Annotated in this window: 26 protein-coding genes; 1 reads left to right on the top strand and 25 read right to left on the bottom strand. The window is 44.0% G+C overall.

Translation table 11 applies throughout. The features are described 5' to 3' along the window. Positions 1-46 precede the first annotated feature (46 nt). The 25 genes from SD450_RS17305 to SD450_RS17185 all read right to left on the bottom strand — a co-directional run bounded on the left by SD450_RS17305 (position 47) and on the right by SD450_RS17185 (position 20803). Complete coding sequence (locus tag SD450_RS17305; protein WP_318345662.1) at positions 47-1345, bottom strand: hypothetical protein; 1299 nt, start codon at positions 1343-1345, stop codon at positions 47-49. Positions 1346-1359: 14 nt separating this feature from the next. Beyond that, positions 1360-1581 carry a hypothetical protein gene (locus SD450_RS17300; RefSeq protein WP_318345661.1) on the bottom strand — a complete coding sequence of 74 codons (222 nt, stop codon included), beginning with the start codon at positions 1579-1581 and terminating at the stop codon, positions 1360-1362. 24 nt (positions 1582-1605) lie between these two features. Continuing rightward, a complete protein-coding gene (gene glgP, locus SD450_RS17295; protein WP_318345660.1) occupies positions 1606-4146 on the bottom strand; it encodes an alpha-glucan family phosphorylase in 2541 nt (846 codons plus the stop codon). Positions 4147-4189: 43 nt separating this feature from the next. Then, positions 4190-5083, bottom strand: a complete 894-nt coding sequence (locus tag SD450_RS17290) for an alpha/beta fold hydrolase (RefSeq protein ID WP_036385904.1) — start codon at positions 5081-5083, stop codon at positions 4190-4192. A gap of 46 nt (positions 5084-5129) precedes the next feature. Then, positions 5130-6824 (bottom strand): alpha-amylase family glycosyl hydrolase, encoded by a 1695-nt coding sequence (locus SD450_RS17285; protein WP_220473567.1) that lies wholly within the window; start codon positions 6822-6824, stop codon positions 5130-5132. Positions 6825-6831: 7 nt separating this feature from the next. Continuing rightward, on the bottom strand, positions 6832-8202 hold the full coding sequence (locus SD450_RS17280; RefSeq protein WP_318345659.1) for a dicarboxylate/amino acid:cation symporter: 1371 nt from the start codon (positions 8200-8202) through the stop codon (positions 6832-6834). Between the two features lie 16 nt (positions 8203-8218). After that, positions 8219-9280 (bottom strand): class I fructose-bisphosphate aldolase, encoded by a 1062-nt coding sequence (locus tag SD450_RS17275; RefSeq protein WP_036378945.1) that lies wholly within the window; start codon positions 9278-9280, stop codon positions 8219-8221. 9 nt (positions 9281-9289) lie between these two features. Then, entirely contained in the window at positions 9290-10303 is a 1014-nt protein-coding gene (locus SD450_RS17270; RefSeq protein WP_036378943.1) for a type II glyceraldehyde-3-phosphate dehydrogenase, read from the bottom strand. After that, positions 10300-11610 carry a Na+/H+ antiporter NhaA gene (gene nhaA / locus SD450_RS17265; RefSeq protein ID WP_318345658.1) on the bottom strand — a complete coding sequence of 437 codons (1311 nt, stop codon included), beginning with the start codon at positions 11608-11610 and terminating at the stop codon, positions 10300-10302. The genes SD450_RS17270 and nhaA overlap by 4 nt, the downstream gene beginning before the upstream one ends. A gap of 22 nt (positions 11611-11632) precedes the next feature. Further along, positions 11633-12997, bottom strand: coding sequence for an NAD(P)/FAD-dependent oxidoreductase (locus SD450_RS17260; RefSeq protein ID WP_051947539.1), 1365 nt, complete (start codon positions 12995-12997; stop codon positions 11633-11635). Positions 12998-13116: 119 nt separating this feature from the next. Continuing rightward, the gene (locus SD450_RS17255) at positions 13117-13575 is read right to left on the bottom strand and encodes a universal stress protein (protein WP_318345657.1); all 459 of its coding nucleotides are present in this window, start codon (positions 13573-13575) and stop codon (positions 13117-13119) included. A 28-nt stretch (positions 13576-13603) separates the two neighbouring features. After that, positions 13604-14317: a lycopene cyclase domain-containing protein gene (locus SD450_RS17250; protein ID WP_318345656.1), complete on the bottom strand. Its 714-nt coding sequence runs from the start codon at positions 14315-14317 to the stop codon at positions 13604-13606. A 4-nt stretch (positions 14318-14321) separates the two neighbouring features. Beyond that, on the bottom strand, positions 14322-15116 hold the full coding sequence (locus SD450_RS17245) for an AlbA family DNA-binding domain-containing protein (RefSeq protein WP_051947114.1): 795 nt from the start codon (positions 15114-15116) through the stop codon (positions 14322-14324). 146 nt (positions 15117-15262) lie between these two features. Further along, positions 15263-15538, bottom strand: a complete 276-nt coding sequence (locus SD450_RS17240; protein WP_036378938.1) for a DUF5676 family membrane protein — start codon at positions 15536-15538, stop codon at positions 15263-15265. Positions 15539-15612: 74 nt separating this feature from the next. Then, entirely contained in the window at positions 15613-16023 is a 411-nt protein-coding gene (locus tag SD450_RS17235; protein ID WP_318345655.1) for a hypothetical protein, read from the bottom strand. A 75-nt stretch (positions 16024-16098) separates the two neighbouring features. Continuing rightward, positions 16099-16314, bottom strand: a complete 216-nt coding sequence (locus SD450_RS17230; protein ID WP_036385890.1) for an SHOCT domain-containing protein — start codon at positions 16312-16314, stop codon at positions 16099-16101. Between the two features lie 39 nt (positions 16315-16353). After that, positions 16354-16572, bottom strand: coding sequence for an SHOCT domain-containing protein (locus SD450_RS17225; protein WP_036385889.1), 219 nt, complete (start codon positions 16570-16572; stop codon positions 16354-16356). A 27-nt stretch (positions 16573-16599) separates the two neighbouring features. Next, entirely contained in the window at positions 16600-16815 is a 216-nt protein-coding gene (locus tag SD450_RS17220; protein WP_318345654.1) for a heavy-metal-associated domain-containing protein, read from the bottom strand. Between the two features lie 14 nt (positions 16816-16829). Continuing rightward, entirely contained in the window at positions 16830-17093 is a 264-nt protein-coding gene (locus SD450_RS17215; protein ID WP_081894146.1) for a hypothetical protein, read from the bottom strand. A 30-nt stretch (positions 17094-17123) separates the two neighbouring features. Continuing rightward, positions 17124-17636, bottom strand: coding sequence for a hypothetical protein (locus SD450_RS17210; RefSeq protein WP_136565989.1), 513 nt, complete (start codon positions 17634-17636; stop codon positions 17124-17126). 24 nt (positions 17637-17660) lie between these two features. Further along, entirely contained in the window at positions 17661-17978 is a 318-nt protein-coding gene (locus tag SD450_RS17205) for a hypothetical protein (RefSeq protein WP_147378303.1), read from the bottom strand. Between the two features lie 20 nt (positions 17979-17998). Continuing rightward, the gene (locus SD450_RS17200; RefSeq protein ID WP_318345653.1) at positions 17999-19156 is read right to left on the bottom strand and encodes a hypothetical protein; all 1158 of its coding nucleotides are present in this window, start codon (positions 19154-19156) and stop codon (positions 17999-18001) included. Then, on the bottom strand, positions 19153-19527 hold the full coding sequence (locus SD450_RS17195; protein ID WP_318345652.1) for a c-type cytochrome: 375 nt from the start codon (positions 19525-19527) through the stop codon (positions 19153-19155). The genes SD450_RS17200 and SD450_RS17195 overlap by 4 nt, the downstream gene beginning before the upstream one ends. A gap of 108 nt (positions 19528-19635) precedes the next feature. Continuing rightward, the gene (locus SD450_RS17190; protein ID WP_318345651.1) at positions 19636-20217 is read right to left on the bottom strand and encodes a helix-turn-helix domain-containing protein; all 582 of its coding nucleotides are present in this window, start codon (positions 20215-20217) and stop codon (positions 19636-19638) included. 166 nt (positions 20218-20383) lie between these two features. After that, positions 20384-20803 (bottom strand): HYC_CC_PP family protein, encoded by a 420-nt coding sequence (locus SD450_RS17185; protein WP_318345650.1) that lies wholly within the window; start codon positions 20801-20803, stop codon positions 20384-20386. Between the two features lie 550 nt (positions 20804-21353). Here SD450_RS17185 and SD450_RS17180 point away from each other — a divergent pair. Continuing rightward, positions 21354-21770: an HYC_CC_PP family protein gene (locus SD450_RS17180; protein WP_404828258.1), complete on the top strand. Its 417-nt coding sequence runs from the start codon at positions 21354-21356 to the stop codon at positions 21768-21770. The last annotated feature ends 46 nt before the right edge of the window (positions 21771-21816 follow it).

Below are 21816 nucleotides of genomic sequence, written 5' to 3'. Positions count from 1 at the left end.
CGGATATTTAGCACCGGACCGGAACAGGGAAACCGGAATATTCTTTTTACCCATCCCATATGGTGAATTTGTCAATATTTTTTCGAGTGGAAACCCTTGGCCTTTTTTGCCCTCCCCTCTTTTGGGGTGAAATTACTTTATCATAACTTTTATCTTTAAAATATTGATTGGCCAAGCTCTCTGCAATAACCAATTCTTCATCGGCATGAATTACCATGACCAGCACTTTACTTTGCTCTTTAGAGATTTTAGATGAATTTTTTCTGTTTTGTCCCTCATCGAGCCCAATACCTAAAAAGTCAAGTCCTTGACAAATCCTGGATCGTATTATTGGGGAATTTTCACCGATGTCACCCGAGAAAACCAGCACATCCAAACCGCCCAAGACAGCGGTAAACGCCCCGATCCACTTTCTTACTTGATAGCAGAAGGAAGTTACAGCTTCCGCTGCCCTTCGGTCAACATCTTCTTTTAAAAGTAAATCAAGCATATTCGTACTTGTTTCGGAGATTTTTGGCGAACCGCCCTCATCATCTGTTAAGCTGTTGGGCTGTTTTGACCCCATCCGTTCTTTTTTCAGTAAATGCGCAAAATCGCCAAGATCTAAATCTCCGCTTCTTGTACCCATGACGAACCCCCCCAGTGGTGTAAGCCCCATGCCGGCATCTATGCTCTTGCCCTCCTTGACGGCAGTTATACTGGCCTCTTTGCCAAGATGTGCAAGAATGAGCCTTCCATCGGCTTTTTGAATACCTATCCTTTTTTTAAGTTCCATCATGATATGGGAAAACGATTGCCCATGAAAGCCATGCCCGTGCGTGCGTGCCCGTTCAAAATGCCTTGGAATGAAAGGGGGTATCTTGGCAGCCTTGGGCAGGTTCACCAGAAAACTGGTATCAAAAAAAGCTACCTGCTGTAATGCCGGAAATCGCATTGTGAACGTTTCAACAATCTCAATCTCAGTTGAAAGACAGTTAGGAATATTATAGTCGGCAATCTGTTTCAGTTCGTTCAATAGGGCGGTATCGATTACTTTCGGCCCAGGATAGTTCAATCCATATGTTATCTTGTGTCCTATGTAACCAATACGATCGAAGCCGGGTTGGTTTTTTAGCCAACCTATTAAAAAAACGGTCGCTTGATAAAAGCCAGGAGCGTATATCCGTGAATTTTCCCCTTCATTGCCTTTAACATGGGTAACCCTGAAAACCTCTTTGCCGGATCCGAGGTGACGAATATCACCAAAAAGTTCCTTCACGGGATTTTCTGCCATTTCATACATTGTGAACCTAATATTTGATGGCCCGGCACTGATTGTTAAAAGGAGTGGGTTTTGCTGGTACATTTTAACTTGTGATTTTATTGGTTATCGTTATCTTCAAAAGCACAACTATTGTTTTCCATAAAATCGGCAGCCATTTTTTTGTATTCCTCGCCAAGGTGCTCCCCGCACCATTCGAGAAGGGCCGGCTGTTCGGAACAAGTGGTATTGCGAACGGCCTTTTTCAATTCCATCCTCAACAACCTCTTGTCGAAACTGACCTTTTTTAATATGGTTTCGTGATATTCCAGTGTTTTCATTTCTTCAATTATTTGAAATTTACTTTAATGTTGCCATCGTATCAAGTTGTTCTCCAACGGCACGGATACGCTTTCGTAGTTCGGTGCAATACGAACCGTGTAGTGATCAATTGGCCGGTCAGTAATTACCTGTGCGTAAAAGTTATGTTCCCCTTCTTCGCCCATCCAATCAAATTTCATCGTGTTTCTTTCGGGCGTTTTGCCGTTAACACCTTCTGCGAAAAGTTCTACCTGAATATGCTTGGGGTCAATACCATTCAGCCAAATGGGTGCTCTAACATGATGTTTATGGCGCTCACTTTCAATCTGAACTTTTCCGAATTTTATGGTATCCCATCTTTTCATAAGTTCGTTTTGCGTGTCTAAAATCCTTTTTCCAGCAGCTCCCTTTTTTGCCGCACGCCTCTTGTATTTTTCTGCTGCAGGCAGATAAAATTGTTCTGTGTACTCCCTTACCGTTCGATTGGTCGAAAAACGGGGCGTTAGGGTCGCCATACTTTTTCGCATTCTCCCTACCCACTGTTCAGGGATGCCTTTTTTGTTACGTGAATAAAATTCGGGTACTATTTGTTGCTCCAGAATTTCATATAAAGCTATCGCCTCGGCAGCATCCAAAGCAGGGTCATCACCATGTTCTTGTCCATCACCCAATGCCCAGCCCACTTCTGGGGTGAATGCCTCGGCCCACCAACCGTCCAGTTCCGATAAGTTGAGGCCACCGTTTACAAGTACTTTCATGCCACTGGTACCACTGGCTTCCCAGGGCCGTCTCGGGGTATTGAGCCATACATCAACGCCCTGGACCAAATTTTCCGTCAACAGCATGTCATAATCACTTAGAAAAAGGACATGCCTGTACAAATTATGTTGTTGGATGAACTGCGCCCACTTTTGTATCAACCCTTTTCCCGCTTCATCAAATGGGGGCGCTTTGCCGGCCAAAACCAATTGTAACGGATGTTCCGAATTGGTCAGAATTCGGACCAAACGTTCGGGATCGTACAATAAGAGATCCGGTCTTTTGTAAGGCACAAACCGGCGGGCAAAGCCCAAGGTCAATGTGTCCGGGTCAAGAACTTGGTCGGCGATTTCGACCACTTCAGATGGTAGGCCCGAGACTATTGCCTGTCTCTCAAACCTTTCCCTTATAAAATCGACAAGACGATTTCTGGATTGGTTCCTAAAATCCCAAAGTTTTCCGTCGGATAGCTTAGAAATATGTGCCGAATGGTCATCGAGTTCGCCCCGCCAGCGATCTTTTCCGCAGGCTGCTGTCCATACCTTGTCCGCATATTCAGAATCCCAAGAGGGCATATGAACCCCGTTGGTGACATGGCCAACAGGTATTTCTTGTATCGGCCATCGCTTAAAGAGATTTCGAAAAAGATTTCTGCTAACCTCGCCGTGTAAACGACTGACGCCGTTCACCGCACCGCTACCGCGAATGGCCAGATAGGCCATGTTGAAGCTCTCCCAATGATTATTGGAATCTGCCCTGCCCAAGGCCATCAGGTCATTGAAATCGATACCCAATTCGTTTTTGGCGTATTGGCCAAGAAACTGTTCCATTAGCATTGGACTGAAATGATCAAAACCGGCAGCAACCGCTGTATGGGTGGTAAACAGGTTGCCTGCCCGGGTAACGGCAAGTGCCCGTTCAAAAGAAGTTCCATTCATCTTCATAAAATCGCTGGCACGTTCCAGCACGAGAAAGGCTGCATGGCCTTCGTTCATATGGCACACTTCTGGCTGGATATTCAGGGCCTTAAGTAATTTGTAGCCCCCGATACCCAGAACAATCTCTTGTTTTATGCGATGGTCGGGGCCACCTCCATATAGCTCGTCGGTAATACCACGATGGAGGGGCAAATTGGCGGCATCGTTGCTATCCAATAGATATAGCTTTGACCTTCCTACCTGTACCTGCCATGTCCTTAGCCATAGCGGGTGACCGGGCAACGATACCTTTATGCGAAGCCACTCCCCGTTGGGTAGGCGTAAGGGCGTAACGGGCAATTGCCCTGGGTCATTGTGCGGGAACAAGGCATTTTGTGAGCCAAATTTGTCGATTTCCTGACGGAAATACCCTTTGGCATAGAGTAGCCCCACGGCCACGACCGGTACGCCCAGGTCACTTGCCGATTTCAACTGATCTCCGGCCACGTTGCCCAGGCCGCCTGCATAAATGGGCAGTGCCTCGCTCAGCATATACTCCATGCTGAAATAGGCAACACACTTAAGCTGGGTCTTGGCATAGTTTTGTTGAAACCAGTTCGGGGCCGATAGTGCTTTTTCGTTCTCATTCAAAAGGCTTTTGATTTTCGCCCGGAATTCTGGATCGTTCAAATGCCCCTCAAGCCGGTCGCGTGAAACGGTCTGCAAGATTACCCATGGATTTTGGGTAAGTTTCCAAAGTTCGGGGTCTAATTGTTGCCATAGTTTATCCGAGGCATGGTTCCATGACCAGCGAATGTTCAGGGCAAGTTCCAAAAGGTCATCGATTCCCTCGACATCAGTGTGTATCAATCCGTAGAGTTGATCAATATGATTTTTTTGTTCTTTCATTTTCATTTTGTCCTTACATTTCTTCCAATATTGTTCATTGCGGTTAATGATCAAAAAAATCGCTTATCGCTTTCCAAACCTTAAAGGGCTCTTTTAGAAAGAGTTGGTGGTCACCATTCTCCACACGCATTAACTTACTCTTGGTAAATAGACTTGCAAAATTCTCTACATTTACGTAGGGTGCCAATTTATCGACTGTGCCTTGGATAAAGAGGATCTTCCGGTCACGTATGTTTTTGGCAAGTACAAATAAATTTGTGTTGAGAATTACTTCGTTCAACGAATTGTAATAGCTCTGCCAAGTATGTTTTTTTGAGTCCTTAAAAACGTCATCGGTCAGATTTTCGGGCTTGAACCATTTAACAATGTATAAGGGGTGTAGCATACAGAACAATTTTCCATATCGGCCTACGGCGAGCGTATCAAAATAAGAACCATCGGGCATCTGTTCCAAAAATTGATCCCTGCTTTCAAAGACGGGAAAGCCGATTACGGTCGCTCCCTTAAACCAGTTAGGATGTTTTTCGAATAATGCCAGCGATATTATGGCTCCCATGGAATGACCGACAATAAGGCTCCCTCCTTTGTCAAACCCCTCTGCCGAGATGACCTTTTCAAGGGCCGTAAGTTGAATTTCGAGGGTATATTCGCTTTGGGGCTTGGGAGAGTCGCCAAAGCCCAACAAATCGACCAAAAGAAGTCTATGCGTTCCGGTAATTTGTTCCAAACCCCTTTTCCAATAGTTTTTTGAACCTGCCAGACCATGGATCAAGACCATGTTTTTATCTCCCGAACCCACTATTTCATAGTTCAAGGGCATGGTTTCTGGATCATATTCAGGAGCTACGGCGACCGTAAGGTATTGGTATCCCGCTACCGACATGATGAGTGCCACAATCGCCAATACTGCCCAAAAGGTCTTTTTCGCTATTTTCATCATTGCATGTTTCATTATCCTATGTCGAACCCGACCTCGTTTTTTCTTACACCCAATTGTTCTTGAAGATCAAAAACTCCATGGGTCTTAGTTTTACCTTGATGAAAAGGCGATCGGTTTCTAAAGCTGTGTTTTTTTCGATTTTGACTTTTTTCTTGTTCCCATAGATACATTCCATTAGAAGATTTTCTTTGTTGATAGCGTTATCTATGGTTACGTATCCTTCTTTGGTATTCTTTGGAGAAGAATTATAGACGACAAGTATCTCGCCCTGATAAAGGATCCTTGAAAATGCCAAAAGACATTGTTCACAATCTGGAAACCGAAAATCGAGCCCATTTTCTGAAGTTTCCCTAAAATACATTCTACCGAATTTTAGAATGGCTTCCCTTTGCCTAAGATGTGCCAAGAACGAAATTCTCTTGAATAGCCATGACCCTTGGTTCAATACGTTGGTCTCCTTATCATCGGGATTGAACATGCCCTCCCTGATATACCGATCATCAGTACCGTTGCCCTCAAAACCTTGTTCGGTACCGTAATAAATACATGGAGCGCCAAGGGCACAAATGAGAAAGCCCATGCCCGCAACAATTTGCTCGGGAGCGGCATTGTGGCCAAAGCGGTGCTTAAAATCCATCCCAACCTGGTCGTGGTCGTCGATATAGGTCACCAGAAATTCGCCATACTCGCCACGGTGAAGGGCATTCTTTCGCAGTTCTTCATAGCGCCGTATCAATAGGTTCGGTGATGAATTGCCCTTTATCACTTCCGCCAGGACACTGTGCAGGGGGTGATCTAAGATAGAATCAAGCCCATAATAGATGTTACGGTCTTCAGGCAGTACTTTAGGGCCTATATAGGGATTGCTCATTTCATCGTTGCCGATAATTTCACCGAACAGGAAAAAGTTTCTTTTGCCCAAAGAGTAAGCATATTCCCGAATCCTCGAACAAAAACGGCTGGTATCCTGCCCTTTCATATGTTTGACAGCATCCAAACGAAAACCATCAACATCCACCTCACGTATCCAGTAACAATGGATTTTGGCCAGTAGCTCCTGTAAGTCTTCACTGGCGGGGGAACCATCGTTCCGAAATGTTTTTAAGGTAAAGAAGTCGCCTTCCTGGGTCTCGGGATACGCATCGAAATTCTTGATCTGCCCTTTACGGTTATACATTTCGGGATTTCTCAGTTCAAGGGGTATCGGTCTGTCCTTTTCTCGCCAATCACCCAACGGAAAACGCTCTCCTTTGAAATAATAATAGCTGTAATCAAAGGGATAGGACCAATTATCGCCAGAATGATGCAGAACGATATCCAAAAAGACCCGTATATCAAGCCCGTGTGCCTTGTCAACGAGTTTTTCCAAGTCTTTCTTTGTGCCCAAGCGTTTGTCCACATCCATATAATTCTGAATGGCATAGCCATGGTAGGACTCTGGATTGTTTTCAAACACGGGGCTTAGCCAGATGGCCGTACAGCCCAAGTTTTTGATATAGTCAATGTTGTTGATGATCCCCTTAAGAGTACCGCCAAAGGGCTTTCGCAATTGATCTTCATTCCCGAAACCAGGGTGCCGGATATCGAAATTCTTTGAGTGCCGTGCATTGCTATCATGAAACCGGTCAACCATAAGAAAGTAAATGATCTCCTCACGCCATTCCCTATGGCAGTTTACCCAATATTTCTTGTCTGGGCGTGGTGAAAGTTCTATTTCCTCAATTGATTTTAACATCATCTCGTTTTTAAACATTCACATTGGAATATGGTGTATTTGTAGTTATATCTACCTCTTTGCTTTCTTGTGATCTTGCTCCATAAAAACGGTTGAAAACCATACAGGCCGTTAGGTCACCGGTAACATTGACCGCAGTTCTGAACATGCCGAGCAAGCGCTCCACCCCTATAATTATGATAATGCCTTCAGCCGGTATTCCGGCACTTGACAAAACGGAAGCCAAAATCACCACACCGCCACCGGGTATGGCAGGGGTGCCGATGGAGGCGGCAACTATGGTGACCACGACAACAATAATATTCAGAAGGCCCATTTCAAGGCCATAAGCCTGAGCGATGAACAAAGTCGTTATGGTTTGGTAAAGTGCTGTTCCATCCATGTTCACGGTAGCCCCTATCGGAATAATGAAATTGCTGATGGAGCCGTTCACTTTGAGCTCTTCTTCCGCTGTTTTTAAGGAAAGGGGCATTACTGCGGCAGAACTCGTGGTCGAGAATGCCAATAGTTGAACATCCGTGATCTTTTTCAAAAATTTAAACGGATTGCTCTGGCCCAATAGACTTACCAATAACAGGTAAACACCGACCAAAAGGAATAACCCTATCAGTACCACGAGCACATAAAAGCCCAAACCTGAAAGGGAGTTTAGACCAACACTGGATGTAAGTTGCGCCATTAAACCAAATACTGCGATGGGTACCAACAACATGGCCCATTTGACCACGGTCATGCAGATTTCCTGTACGGCACCCAAGAGCAGCTTGACAGGTTTGAGCAAATCGTCAGGCAGCGACAATACGGCAACCCCGATTATAATGGTAAAAATCACAATGCTCAACATTTCACCACTGACCATCGAGGCCAATGGGTTTTCAGGCAGTAGATCGGTAATGACATTCGGTATATCGTTTATTCCAAACGACAGTTCCGTACTTTCGTCCGTATTGGCCAAAGCATTTGCATGATCGACTTCCGCCTGTTGGTGGAGAAACTTTCCCGGTCTAAAGATCAAGGCCAGAACCGTACCTATGGTTACCGATATAAACGTTGTCGATATAAAATATAAGAGTACGCCCCCGCCCAATCTTTTCAGATTTTCCTTGTCGTTACTCGCTATGCCGGTGATGATGGAGGCCACAATCAGTGGTATCATGATCATCTGGACCAATTTCAAAAAGAGCATGCCCGGCAGGGCCAGCCAATTCCCCAGAACATCGGCGGTGCTTTTGGTGATCCAACCGTTTTGGGGACTTAACAACAGGCCTACTCCAACACCAAGAAACAAAGCAATGATAACTTTGAGCCAAAGCCGGTTCTCAACCAACCTTTGTAGGTAGTGGTTTAATGATTTTAATGATTTTATTTCCGTATCCAGCATTCTTTTATCAGATGACTTATGCTATTGTTATTCTTTCTTCAAGGTAAACGCCCTGCACGGCATGCAATAATTCCACACCGTCCTTAAAAGGTCTTTGAAAGGCCTTTCTCCCTAAGATCAATCCTGCTCCGCCTGCCCTTTTGTTGATGACCGCAGTTCTGACCGCATCCGACATATCTGACTCGCCTTGTGAACCGCCACCTGAGTTTATCAAACCTATTTTGCCCATGTAGCAATTGGCCACCTGCAACCGGCATAGATCTATGGGGTGCTCCGTGGTCAGTGTTTCGTACATGGCATCATCAAACTTGCCGAATTTCAGGTTCTTGAAACCAAAATTGGTCGTGGGCAACTTCTGTTTGATGATATCGGCCTGTATCGTTACCCCTAAATGGTTGGCCTGACCCGTTAAATCCGCGGCGGTGTGATAGTCCTCTTTGTCTGTTTTGAAAGCATCGTTGCGGGTGTAGCACCACAAAATTGTGGCCATACCAAGGCTATGGGCCTCGGCAAAGGCTTCCGCAATCTCCCTTATCTGTCGATTGCTTTCCTGGGACCCAAAATAAATGGTAGCCCCGATTGCAACCGCGCCCATGTTCCACGCTTCCCTGACTTTTCCGAACAGGTTCTGGTCATAAGTGTTGGGATAGGACAATAATTCATTGTGGTTTATCTTGACAATGAAGGGGACTTTATGCGCATATTTCCGAGAACAAAGGCCCAACACCCCAAAAGTGGAGGCCACACCGTTGCAACCGGCTTCGATGGCGAGCTTTACAATGTTCTCGGGATCAAAATAATCGGGGTTCTTGTAAAAAGAAAATAAGGCACTGTGCTCGATTCCCTGATCTACCGGTAAAATGCTGAGATACCCCGTACCTCCCAGATTACCATGGCCATATAATTGCGAAAGGCTTCGGAGTACTTGTTGATTTCGATTACTATTGACGAATACGTTGTCCACAATATTCTTATCGGGCAACTGCAGTTCATCTTTGGTGACCTTCTGGCTTACATGATCTAAATAGAAAGATGCTTTGTCCCCTAAATGCGCGACTATGTTATCATAAGTTTTCATAATGAAATTTTATCCGATTCCTAAACTTGCATTGGTTTTTTCGATGGATCTGTGTGCATCGGTCTCAATACCCGTGAGGGCCCGAATGGCATCAATGGTCTCAGGGATTACAATCGCTTGGTTATCGACCACGTATGCATAAAAAAGTTCATCGCCCACAACCTTGAGCATGTCTTCCCATAGGGCCACCTCGTACATATCGCCCCAAGGCCTACCCATATCCAAAAACATTTCTTTGATGGTATTGTTGGAGACCAAGCCTTGATCATAGTGAATGAACTTGATTCTACTTGAGGTTTTGAGGGCGTTCAACACCTCTTCCTTTGAGGCTTTTTTTCGTAGCTTAACGTTCCAGTAATGCATATGGCTCAAAGTCTCGGGAACTTTGACCGCAGAAGTAATGACATCCAAATCCGGATCGACACTTTGCGCGTCGGGACCTTGATGGCTCGGGATGTCCTTTTCCGGCACCATGGTGTTCATGATGCCGCCCAAGTGGCTTTCCCATGGGTCGGTCGCCCTTCTTAATAATGTTCCCCGTGCATAATCCAATAGATCTGCCTTTTTTAAAGCGGTCAATGTCCTTAAGATAGATGTGGTGTTACAGGAAACCACCCGGGTAGCATCTAGATTTACCGCAGTGCTATAATTGTTCTCGGCACTAAAGGAGTGGCCTGTGGTCTTGTGTTTTTCACCTCCCTGTACGATAAACTTGATCCCTTGCCCTTTGTATATTTCCACATTTTTCGCGGCGATGTTCTTTGGCGTACAGTCCACTACAAGATCTACTTTTTCTAAAATGTCTTGCATACTTCCTTCAATGGCAATATTGGCTGCTTTCATTTCTTTTTCGGCTTCGGGTGTGGCCGCATAAACTGCATACCCTTTTCGCACCGCATTTTGTATGCGCCAATCGCTGATGACATCACAAACCCCAATAAGGCTCATATCATCTTGTACATTAATGGCATCGGCCACTCTTTTCCCGATAACTCCGTATCCTACTACTGCAATGTTTTTCATGTTCTTTTATGTTTAACTGTTCTTAATTGTTTTCTGTTTCTGTATAATAATAGAGCACCCATTACCCCCGCTGTCAATGAAGCGAATAGGATGCTTACCTTGGCCGTAAATATTAGGGACTCGTCCGTAAAAGCCAGTTCGGTTATAAACAACGACATGGTAAAACCGATACCGCCAAGAAAACCTATACCATAAATCATTTTCCAATTCACGTTTTCCGGAAGCTTGGCGAGTTTAAATGCAACGAGTAGTCTTGAAAAAGCAGTAATACCGATAAACTTGCCAAAAATGAGACCTAGACCAATCCCCAAGCTAACCGGGCTGGATAGTACTTTCAGCAAATCTCCATGAAGATGTATTCCTGCATTTGCCAAAGCGAACAAGGGAAGAATTACAAAGCCCACTATTGGGTTTAAAGTCCTTTCCAATTTTTGGAGTGGAGTTTCGGCCTCGGAACTTGCAGTCTTTATATCCTCCAATATCTCCAATTGCGTTTTTGAGATAAGCGTCCCCTTTATGGACTTGGTTTCTTGAAATCTCTTATGTAAACGGTCTAAACGCTCTAAAAAGGTAGTCTCCTTAATTTTTACCCTACCAGGAATGGCAAATGCGGTCAGAATCCCGGCAATGGTTGGATGTACCCCTGAAAAAAAGAAGGTCAACCAAACACCACCGATGCCAATAATGGCATAGAACCATGTGCTTCTTACTCCCGCATAATTACCAATTATCAAAGCCGCGAAGAACAATAGTCCATGGAGTAGATCCATCTGCGAGATACCTGAGGTATAAAAGAGGGCAATGACCAAGACACCACCTAGATCATCCACAATAGCCAGTGTAATAAGAAAAACCCTCAAGGTCGAAGGAAGTCTTTTTCCGATAAGGGCCAGAACCCCTAATGAAAATGCAATATCCGTGGCCATGGGAATGCCCCAACCATTGGAAGCCTCGCCCGAGTTGTTGAACATAAAATAAATAAGGGCAGGGAGCACCATACCACCTATTGCTGCACCGATGGGCAGTATTGCATCCTTTGGGGACGACAGTTTACCACCGATTATTTCACGTTTCAGCTCTAGACCGACTTGCATAAAAAATAGTGCCATTAAGCCATCGTTGATCCATAACAGTAGCGACTCAGATAGCTGAAATGTACCCACACTAAAGGCAAATTCGGTTTGCATTAGGCCGACATAATATCCCTTCCATGGCGAGTTGGCCCACACCATAGCAATAACAACAGTGATAAAGAGCACAATGCCATAGTTGTGCAGTCTTTTGATCGAGCTGCCGAAGAATTTCATAATACTGTTATTTGAATAATGGCTAGGCATCAATGCTGGATTTTTTGGGATTTACATCCTTTTCCCATTCATTATTGGAACTATATTTTAAGGAGGCTTTCATATAAGCATCACGTTTGAAACTTCTTATGATTACCCGGTTGCTTTTTTCGTAGGTAAAATAACTGATGGCCCAATTGAAGCCCACCAAAAATTTGTTTCGAAACCCGCTGATGGAAAGCAAGTGAACCACGGACCATAAAAGCCAGGCAGCATACCCGCCGAAGTGGAGCTTTCCTAAATCAGCGACCGCTTTTCTTTTGCCAACTGTGGCCAATGAACCTTTATCTTTATACCTAAATGGTTTGGAAGGCATTGATTGAACGGTGTTCAATAGCACTTTGGCCAAATGACCGCCCTGTTGAATGGCGGTTTGGGCTACCTGTGGATGGCCCTTAGGGGTCTCGTCGGTGATTACCCCGGCAATGTCCCCAATGGCAAAAACATTATCCATGCCTTCCACTTTTAGATGGGTATCCGTTTTTAGACGGTTCCCATTAATTATATGTTTTTGATTGATGCCCGCTGGAACCTGGCCTGTTACACCTGCCGTCCAAATCAGGTTTTTCGCCATGATTTTCCTTCCACTTTTGGTAGATACCACATTACCGTCGTAACCGCTCACGGCCTCGTTCAACAACACTTGCACATTTAGATTTTTTAGATACCGAAGTGTTTTTGTCGAGGCTTTGTTGGACATTGAGGCTAATAGTTCGTCCGATGCTTCGATCAGGTAGATGTTCATTATGCTATTCGGATACTCGGGATAGTCTTTTGGAAGGATGTACTTACAGAATTCCGCCAAGGCACCTGCCATTTCGACACCGGCCGGGCCACCGCCCACAATCACAAAATTGGTCAGCGCATCGCGTTCTTCATCATCACAGGTTATGGCTGCCTGCTCCAAGTTTTGCAACATCATATGACGTATGTTTAGCGAGTCCTTGATGTCTTTCATACCAAGACTGTTTTGTTCCACCTCTTTCATGCCGAAGAAATTGGTCTTGGTTCCGGTGGCCAAGACCAGATAATCGTAGGTGAGCTTGCCTTTGTCTGTTACAACTGTGTTGGAAGCGGGTTCGATTTGCGTCACTTCGGCAAACCTAAAGCTCACATTACCATAGCCCTTGAACTGTTTTCTGAAGGGAAATACGATACTGTCCGGTTCAAGACCGCTGGTGGCCACTTGATAGAACAAGGGCTGAAATTGATGGAAGTTGTTACGGTCTATCAGCACGACCTGTACCTCCTTGTTTTTAAGGCCTTCTACCAGGGCCAGCCCTGCAAAGCCACCACCCACAACCACTATACGCGGCAAAAATGTTTTGGGCAAACAAACAGACTCCATCACTTCACAGTTGGCATCGGTATTGTTCTTTGATATGCAGGTATTCTGATTTCCCATGATCTGCTCTTTTATTTTTCTACGGACAAAATTTATCCTGTCACATTGTAAGTGGCCATATTTTATTTTTGATGTTTTTTTCTGACAATCAAAACAGAACAATGCGCGTGCATGGCAATGGATTGGGCGACCGAACCAAGCAAAAAGCGCGAGAATGCGCCATGGCCTTGTGATCCCAATACGATAAGATCCACCTCCAAATCAGTTGCCTTTTCCAAGATTGCATTTTTGGGAAACCCTTCTACAATATTGGTCGTTATCGACAACTTGCCGTTCTTTTGTTTTAACGACTTTGCAGCATTGTTAACGATGGTTTCAGCCGATTTTTTCGCATTTGACATGGCTTCTTCTTTATAATGGCCGATACCACTTAAGGGGAAAGCCCCTGGTACAGTTAACATTGGATTTTCATAAACATTTAGAACATGTATTTTAACTAATTTTGGCAGCGACATTGCCGCTAGTTCATCGATGGCACCTTTGCTGAATTCAGAGCCGTCAATTGCGAGTAATACTTTCATCTTCTTCGTTTTTATTTATAGACTTAACTTAAAAATTTTGATTCAAAACAATTGGGTTGATTAATTTTCTCCAATACAAATGCTCATAGAGGCCTGACCAATACATGCCAAAAGTGAAAGCGAACAAAAGCTCTTCGATTGGTATGCCGGCCACTAGAATATCACTCAGGTTTTCCAGATTCCAAAACAATGTTACGTAGTCGGGGTAAAACGGGAGAATACTTCCAAAATAAACAAAGTACAATGCCGTGAACAGAAATCCACTTATCCAGATTTTGGTCTTAAGGTCTGGGCGGCAGTATAACGTGGCCATTCCACCCAAGAACATGGCCAATATTCCACAGTAAATATGGTTCATGGGAGTGAAAAGGGCCAATGTCAAAAACACGACCGCCGGTACGAAAAGGATATATAGATGCAACCTATGTCTATAATGGTTACGCTCGGTATGCGGTATTTTAACATACCTTCGCTTGAAAATAAGATTGTAAAGTACGGTGCCAATACCCCCGATGGCAAAAGAGAAAATGATGCTTTCAATATCGAACCCGGTCTTTATCGCCAAATCGAAGAGCGATGGCGGGTGCCAATATTCGGGAACGAACAGCGGCTCGGTTAGCCCAAAGGGCATGGTTATCCAACTCATCCTCAACATTTCTTTACGGGAATCCTTCTTCAAAAGATAGACCACGCCCCAAAGGGCCAGTATGATAAGGGACCATATAAACCAAACGTATTGCATATGATTATAATTTTCTGGTTTCTAAATAATCAACCGCTTCCTTGACCGTCAAGGGGTAGGTGGCATTCCCCGTTCTGACATAAAAGGTTGTATTTTCGGTATCGCTGACATAGATTGGTTTTTTAGAAGGTTCGACAGCTATTACGCACACATCTTCACCATTTAATTTGTAAAATGAAATGTGATTGCTAAAACAAGCCTCGTGACCTAACTGTGTTGAAATTATCCTGAAAATTTCACGCTCATATCCATCTTTGTTCTTGTGCTTTAGGGTCTTGAAATCTTTTTCAAGGCCCACAATGTTGCCATCATCGTCAACGCCAATGATCAATTTTCCACCTTTTGCATTCATAAAACCAGTGATGGTCTTGGCAATGACTAGTTCCAGTTCGCGGTTCGTGGTTTTCCTAAAATAATCGTAACGAATAGATGACTTGAATTCTACCCGTTCATTCTCACCCGCCTCTATCAATTCTTCTAAATCACGCAGTAACAACTGCTGTTGTGTGCCTATAAGCTTGTTCTTTCGCCTGAGGGTTATGAAAAATAGACCGGAAACTATCCCTAGGAAAATGCCAAGGATTGTAAGCGAGACGCTCATCCCTCTCATATCAAAAGTGAAAGATTCTAAAAACTGCGACTTTAAGACGTCCCAAAACAGGGAAAATGAAAATGGTGTATTGCTAAATTCAAACCAATAGAGCACCATGGTAAAAGGATGGACAAGGAAATAGAAAATGCCCCCCCATATTGCCGTTTGGGTGAAAATTGTTTTGATATTTCTTGCAGTACTATTCACTTATTCTACTTTATATGGTTGTACTCTAGGTTCAATTCCGGGATTCTATTGTCAATTGCTCAGTTCTTTGGCACTTTCCGCCAACAAATTGCCTGTGGTCGATGCGACACCGGTTCCTAAAAAGTCTCTCCGATCTTTTGTTCAGATTATCTACTCTTAATCTGTGTGTTGTAAAATGCTGCAATCAGGGCACCTGTGAGCCAAGCAATGATAAATGTCTGGACAATGCCAATAAGTGCCTCCCAAATTGGCACGTCTACCCGTATTATACTGGTAGTGTCCAAGCCGTGCAGCAGGCTGTTGAAAAAGGTTATGCTTCCTTCTTGTCCTGCTGTCGCCAAAACAATCATGCAGCCGGCGTAGAGGATTGCAGCGGTCAGCCCCATGGCAAAACCGAATTTTTTTACATTGATACGATTCATGATTCTTGTTTTAATGTTTATTGTTGTTATTATTCATTTATGAGTTTGTTCATGTGCAAAAACCAAAGTTGGAGTCAATGGTTGCGCTCAAGGCTCTTTTTGTATTCCATTTTATTGTGCATGGCCTTGGCGAGATCCTCGTGTTCTAACGTGTGATCACAAAAAGAATCGGTCAAAAGGCTGTCCGAAGCAATGACCGGCATAAAATGGTGGGTGGTCAGTAGCATAAGGTCAGGATATCTAGTAATCATATCGCTCAATTTGTTCGCTAGTATGGTATCCTTTGCTGCTGCTTTTACGAGTTCGTCCACCATCATTCCCATGGCATGGTCGTTATCCATCATGTTGGCAATGTATTTTTTGCCCAGATCGTGATTTTCGACAAGTGCGGACAATACCTCTTCTTGCTGAGAGTGGTCCTCGAGCATATCCTTTACAGAACTACCCTGTTTTTGTGAGCAGGCCGAAATGAGTAAAGTAGCCAATACCATTATGCCTGTCTTATAAACTTTTATCTTCAGTTTGACTTTTTTTAGTAATTAATATTTGCCCTACATTCCTTAATTTGATTTCAAGATCTTTTTTGATTCTTCATATTCCTCCTTAGAGATTTCGCCATTGGCGAAGCGCTTTTTTAGAACTGAAAGTGGGTCTTCCTTCTTTGATTTTCTGTAAGGGATGTCATATGGCACCAAGAATATCCATATCAAGAGGATCAACCATATGACCCACCAGATGACGTGCATGCCGCCCCAATGTCCGTCGAAAAAATGCATAGTTTTAGTTTTAAAGGTTATACAATACTTGTTTTCGGACTATTTGTCCGATTGTAAAAGTTTCTTAGATTGCTCGTATTCTTCTTTGGAAATCTCGCCCTTCGCGAAGCGGATTTTGAGCAACATTAGTGGGTCATCTCCCTCAATCTCTTCATAGGAGGAACTGGTTGGGGCAAAGAAAATCCAGCCCAATGCCACAATCCAAATGGCCCACCAGATCAGGTGCATGCCCCAAAAAAAACCATCTTTGTAAAACATATTTTTAATTTGAAGGTTTTTATGATTTTAACTAATCTCTGTAATGGTATAGCCCTCAAGTTTGTTGAGTTGCCCTTGCAGTTCTTCTACCGTAAGCTTCTTGTTCATTGTTACAATGGTTGCGCCCATAGGCTGTAAAAAAACTTCTACTTGCTCTACTTCAGGATGTTCTTCCAAGGTCTTCTTGATTCTTGTGATACAGCCACCGCAGCTTATTCCGTTAATTTGATATCTGTACTTCATTTCGAAAGTATATTTTAATGGTGCCGATGCCCCCGGTGATCTTCTTGGGTCTCAGTGGAATCTTGCTCTTTGTCATGATCATGGTATTTACTGTTATCAGATTTTCCATGATCACCATGCCCGTGACCACCGTGAGGTATGAAAAGGTGTATCAAAAACATCACGATGATAAAGGAAAAAAGCCCATTGTACCCTGTAATGCCAAATGCAGGCGCAAAAAAAATCAACAATAGCGGGAGACCACAACCGATGACCATCCAAATCCAATGTCCTTTCATGATTTTTATTTTTTCGTTACCTATTATGTGTTAATGGTGCTCAGAATGGTCATCTCCTTTTGATTTCATTGTACCATCATCCATCATTCCCATTCCTTCCATATCCATTCCCTTTTCCTTCATCATATTCATGCACGACTCCATACAATCATTGCTCATCATCCCTTTGTCTTGCATCATTTGCATCATTTCGCCCATCATCTCGCCATCCTTTATCATTCCGTTCATCATGGAATGCATCATTTGTCTGTTGCCCATCATTTGGTTCATCATGGTGCTGTCGCCCATCATCATTTGCATGCCTTGTCCCTTCATCATGGTGCCCATCATTTTTTTGTTTCCCTGCATCATTTGCATGGCATGGTCGCTCCCTTGCATCTGTTCCATGAATTCCATCATATAATCATGGTTTTGTACCAGATCTTTAAGGATCTCGCTTCTGGTTTCCTCGTTTTGAAGCAAGGTTTGTACATCGGTTGATTGTTTGCAACCGTTCAAGGACAAAAGCCCTATCACAGAAAAAATAATTACTAAATTTCTCATTGTATATGAATTAAGGATTAATCGTCAATTGGCTGATTTCAGAAAGGATTCGATTTTGGTGATCTCCTCTTCCGTCAGATTGGCCCTAACCCGCATGTGCAGGCTTATGGTTTCCCAATCGGTATCGTTGTAATCCGCGGGTGAAGGGGCAATATGACATCGGTTGCACACCTCGCCCCAGAGCTGCGCCCCGGATTTTTCAATTTTGAAATCCACTTCACTCCCCGCCACCTCGGTCGCGGTATCCGTCGCAATGGGTTTTTTATTGGAGGAGCAGGCGACCATGATCGATGCCATGACGGACAGGATTATTGCTGCTTTAAAATTCGTTGTTGTTTTCATTTCACTTTCTTTTTTTGATTTTAAAATCCAATGGCCCAATGCACAAACAATCCATTGGTACGGGTCGTGCCATCACTGTCATGACCACCTTCCATCTTGGTGGTTTGATAGCTGAATTTGACCACGGAACGCCAACTCAGCCAATAGTTCAAACCAAAAGCGTACTGCGTTGACTTCTCTTCCCACTCCGCTCCTTCAGGTGCGTTGAAATCGGAATATCGACCCACAAATTCGAGTTGCTTTATAAAGTCGCTTCCCGACATGATGGGGCGATAGCTCAATTGTGTATAAAAGGAGCTGCTTTGGTTGTCAAAGGAGTAAGGTTCGGAAATCCCATCTTCGATTTCATAGTAGGTGGCGGTATCCACATTGGAACTGTTGTACTGGGCCTTGATGTCCACAACCCCTTGTAAGGGGGTGATCGATTTTACATAGGAAAGATCCAACGCCCAAAGAAAGGCACCCACATCCTTGTAATCTGAGTCCTCTGCACCTGTACTGTTGGTGGTATAGGCGGAAATCCCCCATTCCATGGATGAATCCGAGAGCGGGAGTAGGCCGATCCTGCCACCCAAGGCCTTGGCCTTGTTCACATCTTCATAATAACCGAAATCCAGCATACCCGCTTCTTCAGGCTCCTCACTTCCATCTTTGATGCGCGGACCGTTGGTCACATAAACCGCATAGTTCAATTTGGGACCGCCCAGATCGAATGCCCCCCTGAGTTCGACGCCGATATCGGAGGCCGGTGCAATACCGTCGTGACCAAATCCAAGGGGTCTGCTTGGAAGTCGGTTGATCCATGCAGGGTGCAAACGCTCCATAAAGGTTCCAAAGGGAAGCAGGAATTTACCGGCCCTTACGGTCATGTGCTTGTTGAGCACATACATCACATCGGCATATTCCAGTCCCGTTTTCAATTCATTTCCTTCGAGCTCAAACTCCAGTTCGGCCTCGAACATGAGCTTGTCGGAATGCTTGTAGAGGAATATAGGGGCGAATGTGGCCCCTAAAAAGGTGGATTCTTGTTCACCACCGGTATCCAAATATTCAAATCCGGTGTGTCCGTAACCACGCAGCATGAACTGCGTCTTACTGGGTTCAAAGGTGTTGTAGGTCTGGGCCAAAGCCGAAGATCCCAACCCTAAGATAATTAGGGTCATTAGTAGTTTTTTCATTTATTCAAGGTTCTGATATAGTTGATCAATTCCCATCTCTTGTTTTCGGGAAGTGCGGTTTCATAGGAAGCCATAGGGGGCTTCCCGTTGGTCAATTTCCAGAATAGGGCACCGTCCGATTGGGACTGTACCTCGGTACTGGTCAAGTCGGTGGGTTTAGGGGTCAATCCGGCTCCGCCCATGCCGTCCCCTTTGCCCTTGGCCCCGTGGCAGATCACACAGAGCATTCTAAAGGTCCGTTTGCCGCTTTCTGCCGCCGTGGCATCATTTTTTAAGGGATTGTTCAAATTGTCCGCACTGGCCGGGGCTTCCCATTGGGTCTGTGCTCTGGTCGCCTGTAGGGCCAAAAGGGTCATTAGGAACGTTAGCATTATGGGTATCGATTTTTTTTGTGTAAGTTTCATTTTATTATTTATTAGGTTGTTGCGTTAAAACTACTGTTTGACCTGACAGGCCATCTTCATAATATTCCTGGATTTCTATATAATTTCGTCAAGAAAATCCCTTTGCCAGAATTGTCCGTTTTTGTAATCCGTCATGCTCATCCCCATAATTTCCTTGAACTGTCCGGATAAATGGTTGACGCTGCTGTAATCGAGCATATAGGCGATATCGGAAAATGAATATTGTCCCAGTTGGATGAGCTCCTTTACCTTTTCGATCTTGAGCTTGATAAAGTACTTTTCGATCGTGATGTTTTCATTTCTGGAAAAAACCTTGCTCAGTACTTTGTAATCGCGATGCAATAAATCGACAAGGTAGTCCGAGGTGTTCCCTTTGTGGTTAATCGGGACGTTGGTCACTAAGGAAATCAAGCCTATCTTGATTTTCTCAACGATCATTTCCTCTTCGCTTTTGGCTATTTCAAAGCCATTGGAATGTAGGACGTCCACGACTTTTTGGTCAACTTCGGCAATCCCTATTTCAGGAGCATTTACCGTAAGTTTTCCGAGTTCAAGGGATAGTACCTCAATGCCCGATTCATGCAATTCTTGTCTTATGACCTTGAGGCATCGCCTACAGACCATATGCTTTATCCAGTATTCCTTTTTGGAATCCATGGCGCCTGAGTTATTGTTAAGCGTAAATAATATCGGGTCAAAACCCGATAGGAGAATCGATCAGGATATGCCGTCGTGGAGATAGCACACGACAAAAAAGGTCAATTAGTGGCCATGACCAATGTGAAGAGCGAACGATTGCATTGACGTTCCGCCAGTGTAAAAATCAAATTAGGAAAGTTTCATGAAGGACAAGAAGATCCTGTTCGATCCACGGGGGATCGTAGTCTTTAAAAGGGATTACGTTTTCCTGTAGCCCTTCGAAACGATCGATATGGTAAAAAATAAAGGCGTTTAGAAATACAAGTGTATCGAAATCAAGGTCAAAGGAATCCAGCATCAGGTCATCCTTGCCAATATTGGCATAGGTATCGGTGCTGCAGCAATCCTTTTGTTCCAAAGAGCACTTCCTTGAGGTGTCTTTGGGATTTTGAAGCTTTTGGTCGCAGGGTTTTGCCTTGCCGGTCACAGAAAAACTGACCAACTTGTTACAGCAAAAATGGGCACTCGATGCAAAGGAAGTGGTACTGATCAATACCGAACAGGCCAGGAACAGAGACAATATTTTCGAGACGACTTGCTTCACTTCCTAAAGTTACTAAATTTTGTTTAACCTTCTAAAAATAAAACGGTTATTAATAACGCAAATATCTATATTATAACTGTTTGTGTGCAATTTCAGAAGGATTCTGTTCCAAAAGTAACGTATGGGATTCGGAAAAAACATGACAAATATCAGGTTTTCCAAAAGTGCTATACTTGGGCCATTAGAAAGAACAGAAAATGGTACCGGTATACAATAAATGACCATCGGCCGTCCAACCATCGGATTCGGTATTGGGCAATTTTAGGTCCATTAGGGTTTATTTAAAGGCAATGGTTCCAAATTTGATCGGGTTGAAAATACAATGCTATTGGTCAGGGTTCCATCCGTTGCCAATAAGGAGGGCCTTCGAACCACGAAGTGCTTTATACCGTCCCGGAGCAGATACGATGGTCGTATAAATGTTTGAAGATCAAAAGTATGGGGTGCCATGGTCGGTACTTTGAAAAGCAGGGGCTTTAGGTGGAATCCTTGTATAAATTGTGTTAAATTTAATGAGGTTGTTAAAATTTTTGTAGTTTTGTAACCGCTTATGAGAGTATTTTGGTTCAAAATATTATCTTGTTTTATGGCACTCAACGTGCTGGCATCCACCTTTTCCTTTGCAGTGGCACAACACTATTGTGGGGACGATCTTGTTGATTTTTCCTTCTTCGGCAAAGCGGAATCCTGTGGAATGGATATGCACCAGCCATCGGATTCACACGAGCACAAGCTGCAAGAAAAGCGGTGTTGCGATGACGAAACCCTTTCCGTACAAGGAAATGGGGATCTATTGCTTTCCGTTGAAAACTTAAGTGTTGGGGAGCATCAGTTTCTGGTTGCCTTCACCTACAGTTACATCAATCTTTTTGAGGGATTACAGGAAAATATAGTTCCTGTCGTACATTACCCTCCGCCCCTTTTGGTCAAGGATATTCAGATTCTTGATCAAACTTTCCTTATTTAAGAGCATATCGATGACGTTTGGCCGTGCTATGGTTTTTGGCATGGCC

Origin of the sequence: Flagellimonas baculiformis (genome assembly GCF_033441575.1) — a bacterium.
GTDB lineage: Bacteria > Bacteroidota > Bacteroidia > Flavobacteriales > Flavobacteriaceae > Flagellimonas > Flagellimonas baculiformis.
This window is presented reverse-complemented; position numbering and strand designations above follow the sequence as displayed.

What these genes read in the sequence shown, in the direction of transcription:
- SD450_RS17215 (WP_081894146.1), bottom strand. Translation starts at nt 17,093, where the DNA reads ATGAAAGGACATTGGATTTGGATGGTCATCGGTTGTGGTCTCCCGCTA.
- SD450_RS17240 (WP_036378938.1), bottom strand. Translation starts at nt 15,538, where the DNA reads ATGAATCGTATCAATGTAAAAAAATTCGGTTTTGCCATGGGGCTGACC.
- glgP (WP_318345660.1), bottom strand. Translation starts at nt 4,146, where the DNA reads ATGAAAGAACAAAAAAATCATATTGATCAACTCTACGGATTGATACAC.
- SD450_RS17275 (WP_036378945.1), bottom strand. Translation starts at nt 9,280, where the DNA reads ATGAAAACTTATGATAACATAGTCGCGCATTTAGGGGACAAAGCATCT.
- SD450_RS17250 (WP_318345656.1), bottom strand. Translation starts at nt 14,317, where the DNA reads ATGCAATACGTTTGGTTTATATGGTCCCTTATCATACTGGCCCTTTGG.
- SD450_RS17290 (WP_036385904.1), bottom strand. Translation starts at nt 5,083, where the DNA reads ATGAAAATAGCGAAAAAGACCTTTTGGGCAGTATTGGCGATTGTGGCA.
- SD450_RS17225 (WP_036385889.1), bottom strand. Translation starts at nt 16,572, where the DNA reads ATGTTTTACAAAGATGGTTTTTTTTGGGGCATGCACCTGATCTGGTGG.
- SD450_RS17300 (WP_318345661.1), bottom strand. Translation starts at nt 1,581, where the DNA reads ATGAAAACACTGGAATATCACGAAACCATATTAAAAAAGGTCAGTTTC.
- SD450_RS17210 (WP_136565989.1), bottom strand. Translation starts at nt 17,636, where the DNA reads ATGAGAAATTTAGTAATTATTTTTTCTGTGATAGGGCTTTTGTCCTTG.
- SD450_RS17260 (WP_051947539.1), bottom strand. Translation starts at nt 12,997, where the DNA reads ATGGAGTCTGTTTGTTTGCCCAAAACATTTTTGCCGCGTATAGTGGTT.
- SD450_RS17255 (WP_318345657.1), bottom strand. Translation starts at nt 13,575, where the DNA reads ATGAAAGTATTACTCGCAATTGACGGCTCTGAATTCAGCAAAGGTGCC.
- SD450_RS17200 (WP_318345653.1), bottom strand. Translation starts at nt 19,156, where the DNA reads ATGAAAAAACTACTAATGACCCTAATTATCTTAGGGTTGGGATCTTCG.
- nhaA (WP_318345658.1), bottom strand. Translation starts at nt 11,610, where the DNA reads ATGAAATTCTTCGGCAGCTCGATCAAAAGACTGCACAACTATGGCATT.
- SD450_RS17270 (WP_036378943.1), bottom strand. Translation starts at nt 10,303, where the DNA reads ATGAAAAACATTGCAGTAGTAGGATACGGAGTTATCGGGAAAAGAGTG.
- SD450_RS17205 (WP_147378303.1), bottom strand. Translation starts at nt 17,978, where the DNA reads ATGAAAACAACAACGAATTTTAAAGCAGCAATAATCCTGTCCGTCATG.
- SD450_RS17180 (WP_404828258.1), top strand. Translation starts at nt 21,354, where the DNA reads ATGAGAGTATTTTGGTTCAAAATATTATCTTGTTTTATGGCACTCAAC.
- SD450_RS17230 (WP_036385890.1), bottom strand. Translation starts at nt 16,314, where the DNA reads ATGCATTTTTTCGACGGACATTGGGGCGGCATGCACGTCATCTGGTGG.
- SD450_RS17190 (WP_318345651.1), bottom strand. Translation starts at nt 20,217, where the DNA reads ATGGATTCCAAAAAGGAATACTGGATAAAGCATATGGTCTGTAGGCGA.
- SD450_RS17305 (WP_318345662.1), bottom strand. Translation starts at nt 1,345, where the DNA reads ATGTACCAGCAAAACCCACTCCTTTTAACAATCAGTGCCGGGCCATCA.
- SD450_RS17280 (WP_318345659.1), bottom strand. Translation starts at nt 8,202, where the DNA reads ATGCTGGATACGGAAATAAAATCATTAAAATCATTAAACCACTACCTA.
- SD450_RS17195 (WP_318345652.1), bottom strand. Translation starts at nt 19,527, where the DNA reads ATGCTAACGTTCCTAATGACCCTTTTGGCCCTACAGGCGACCAGAGCA.
- SD450_RS17220 (WP_318345654.1), bottom strand. Translation starts at nt 16,815, where the DNA reads ATGAAGTACAGATATCAAATTAACGGAATAAGCTGCGGTGGCTGTATC.
- SD450_RS17285 (WP_220473567.1), bottom strand. Translation starts at nt 6,824, where the DNA reads ATGATGTTAAAATCAATTGAGGAAATAGAACTTTCACCACGCCCAGAC.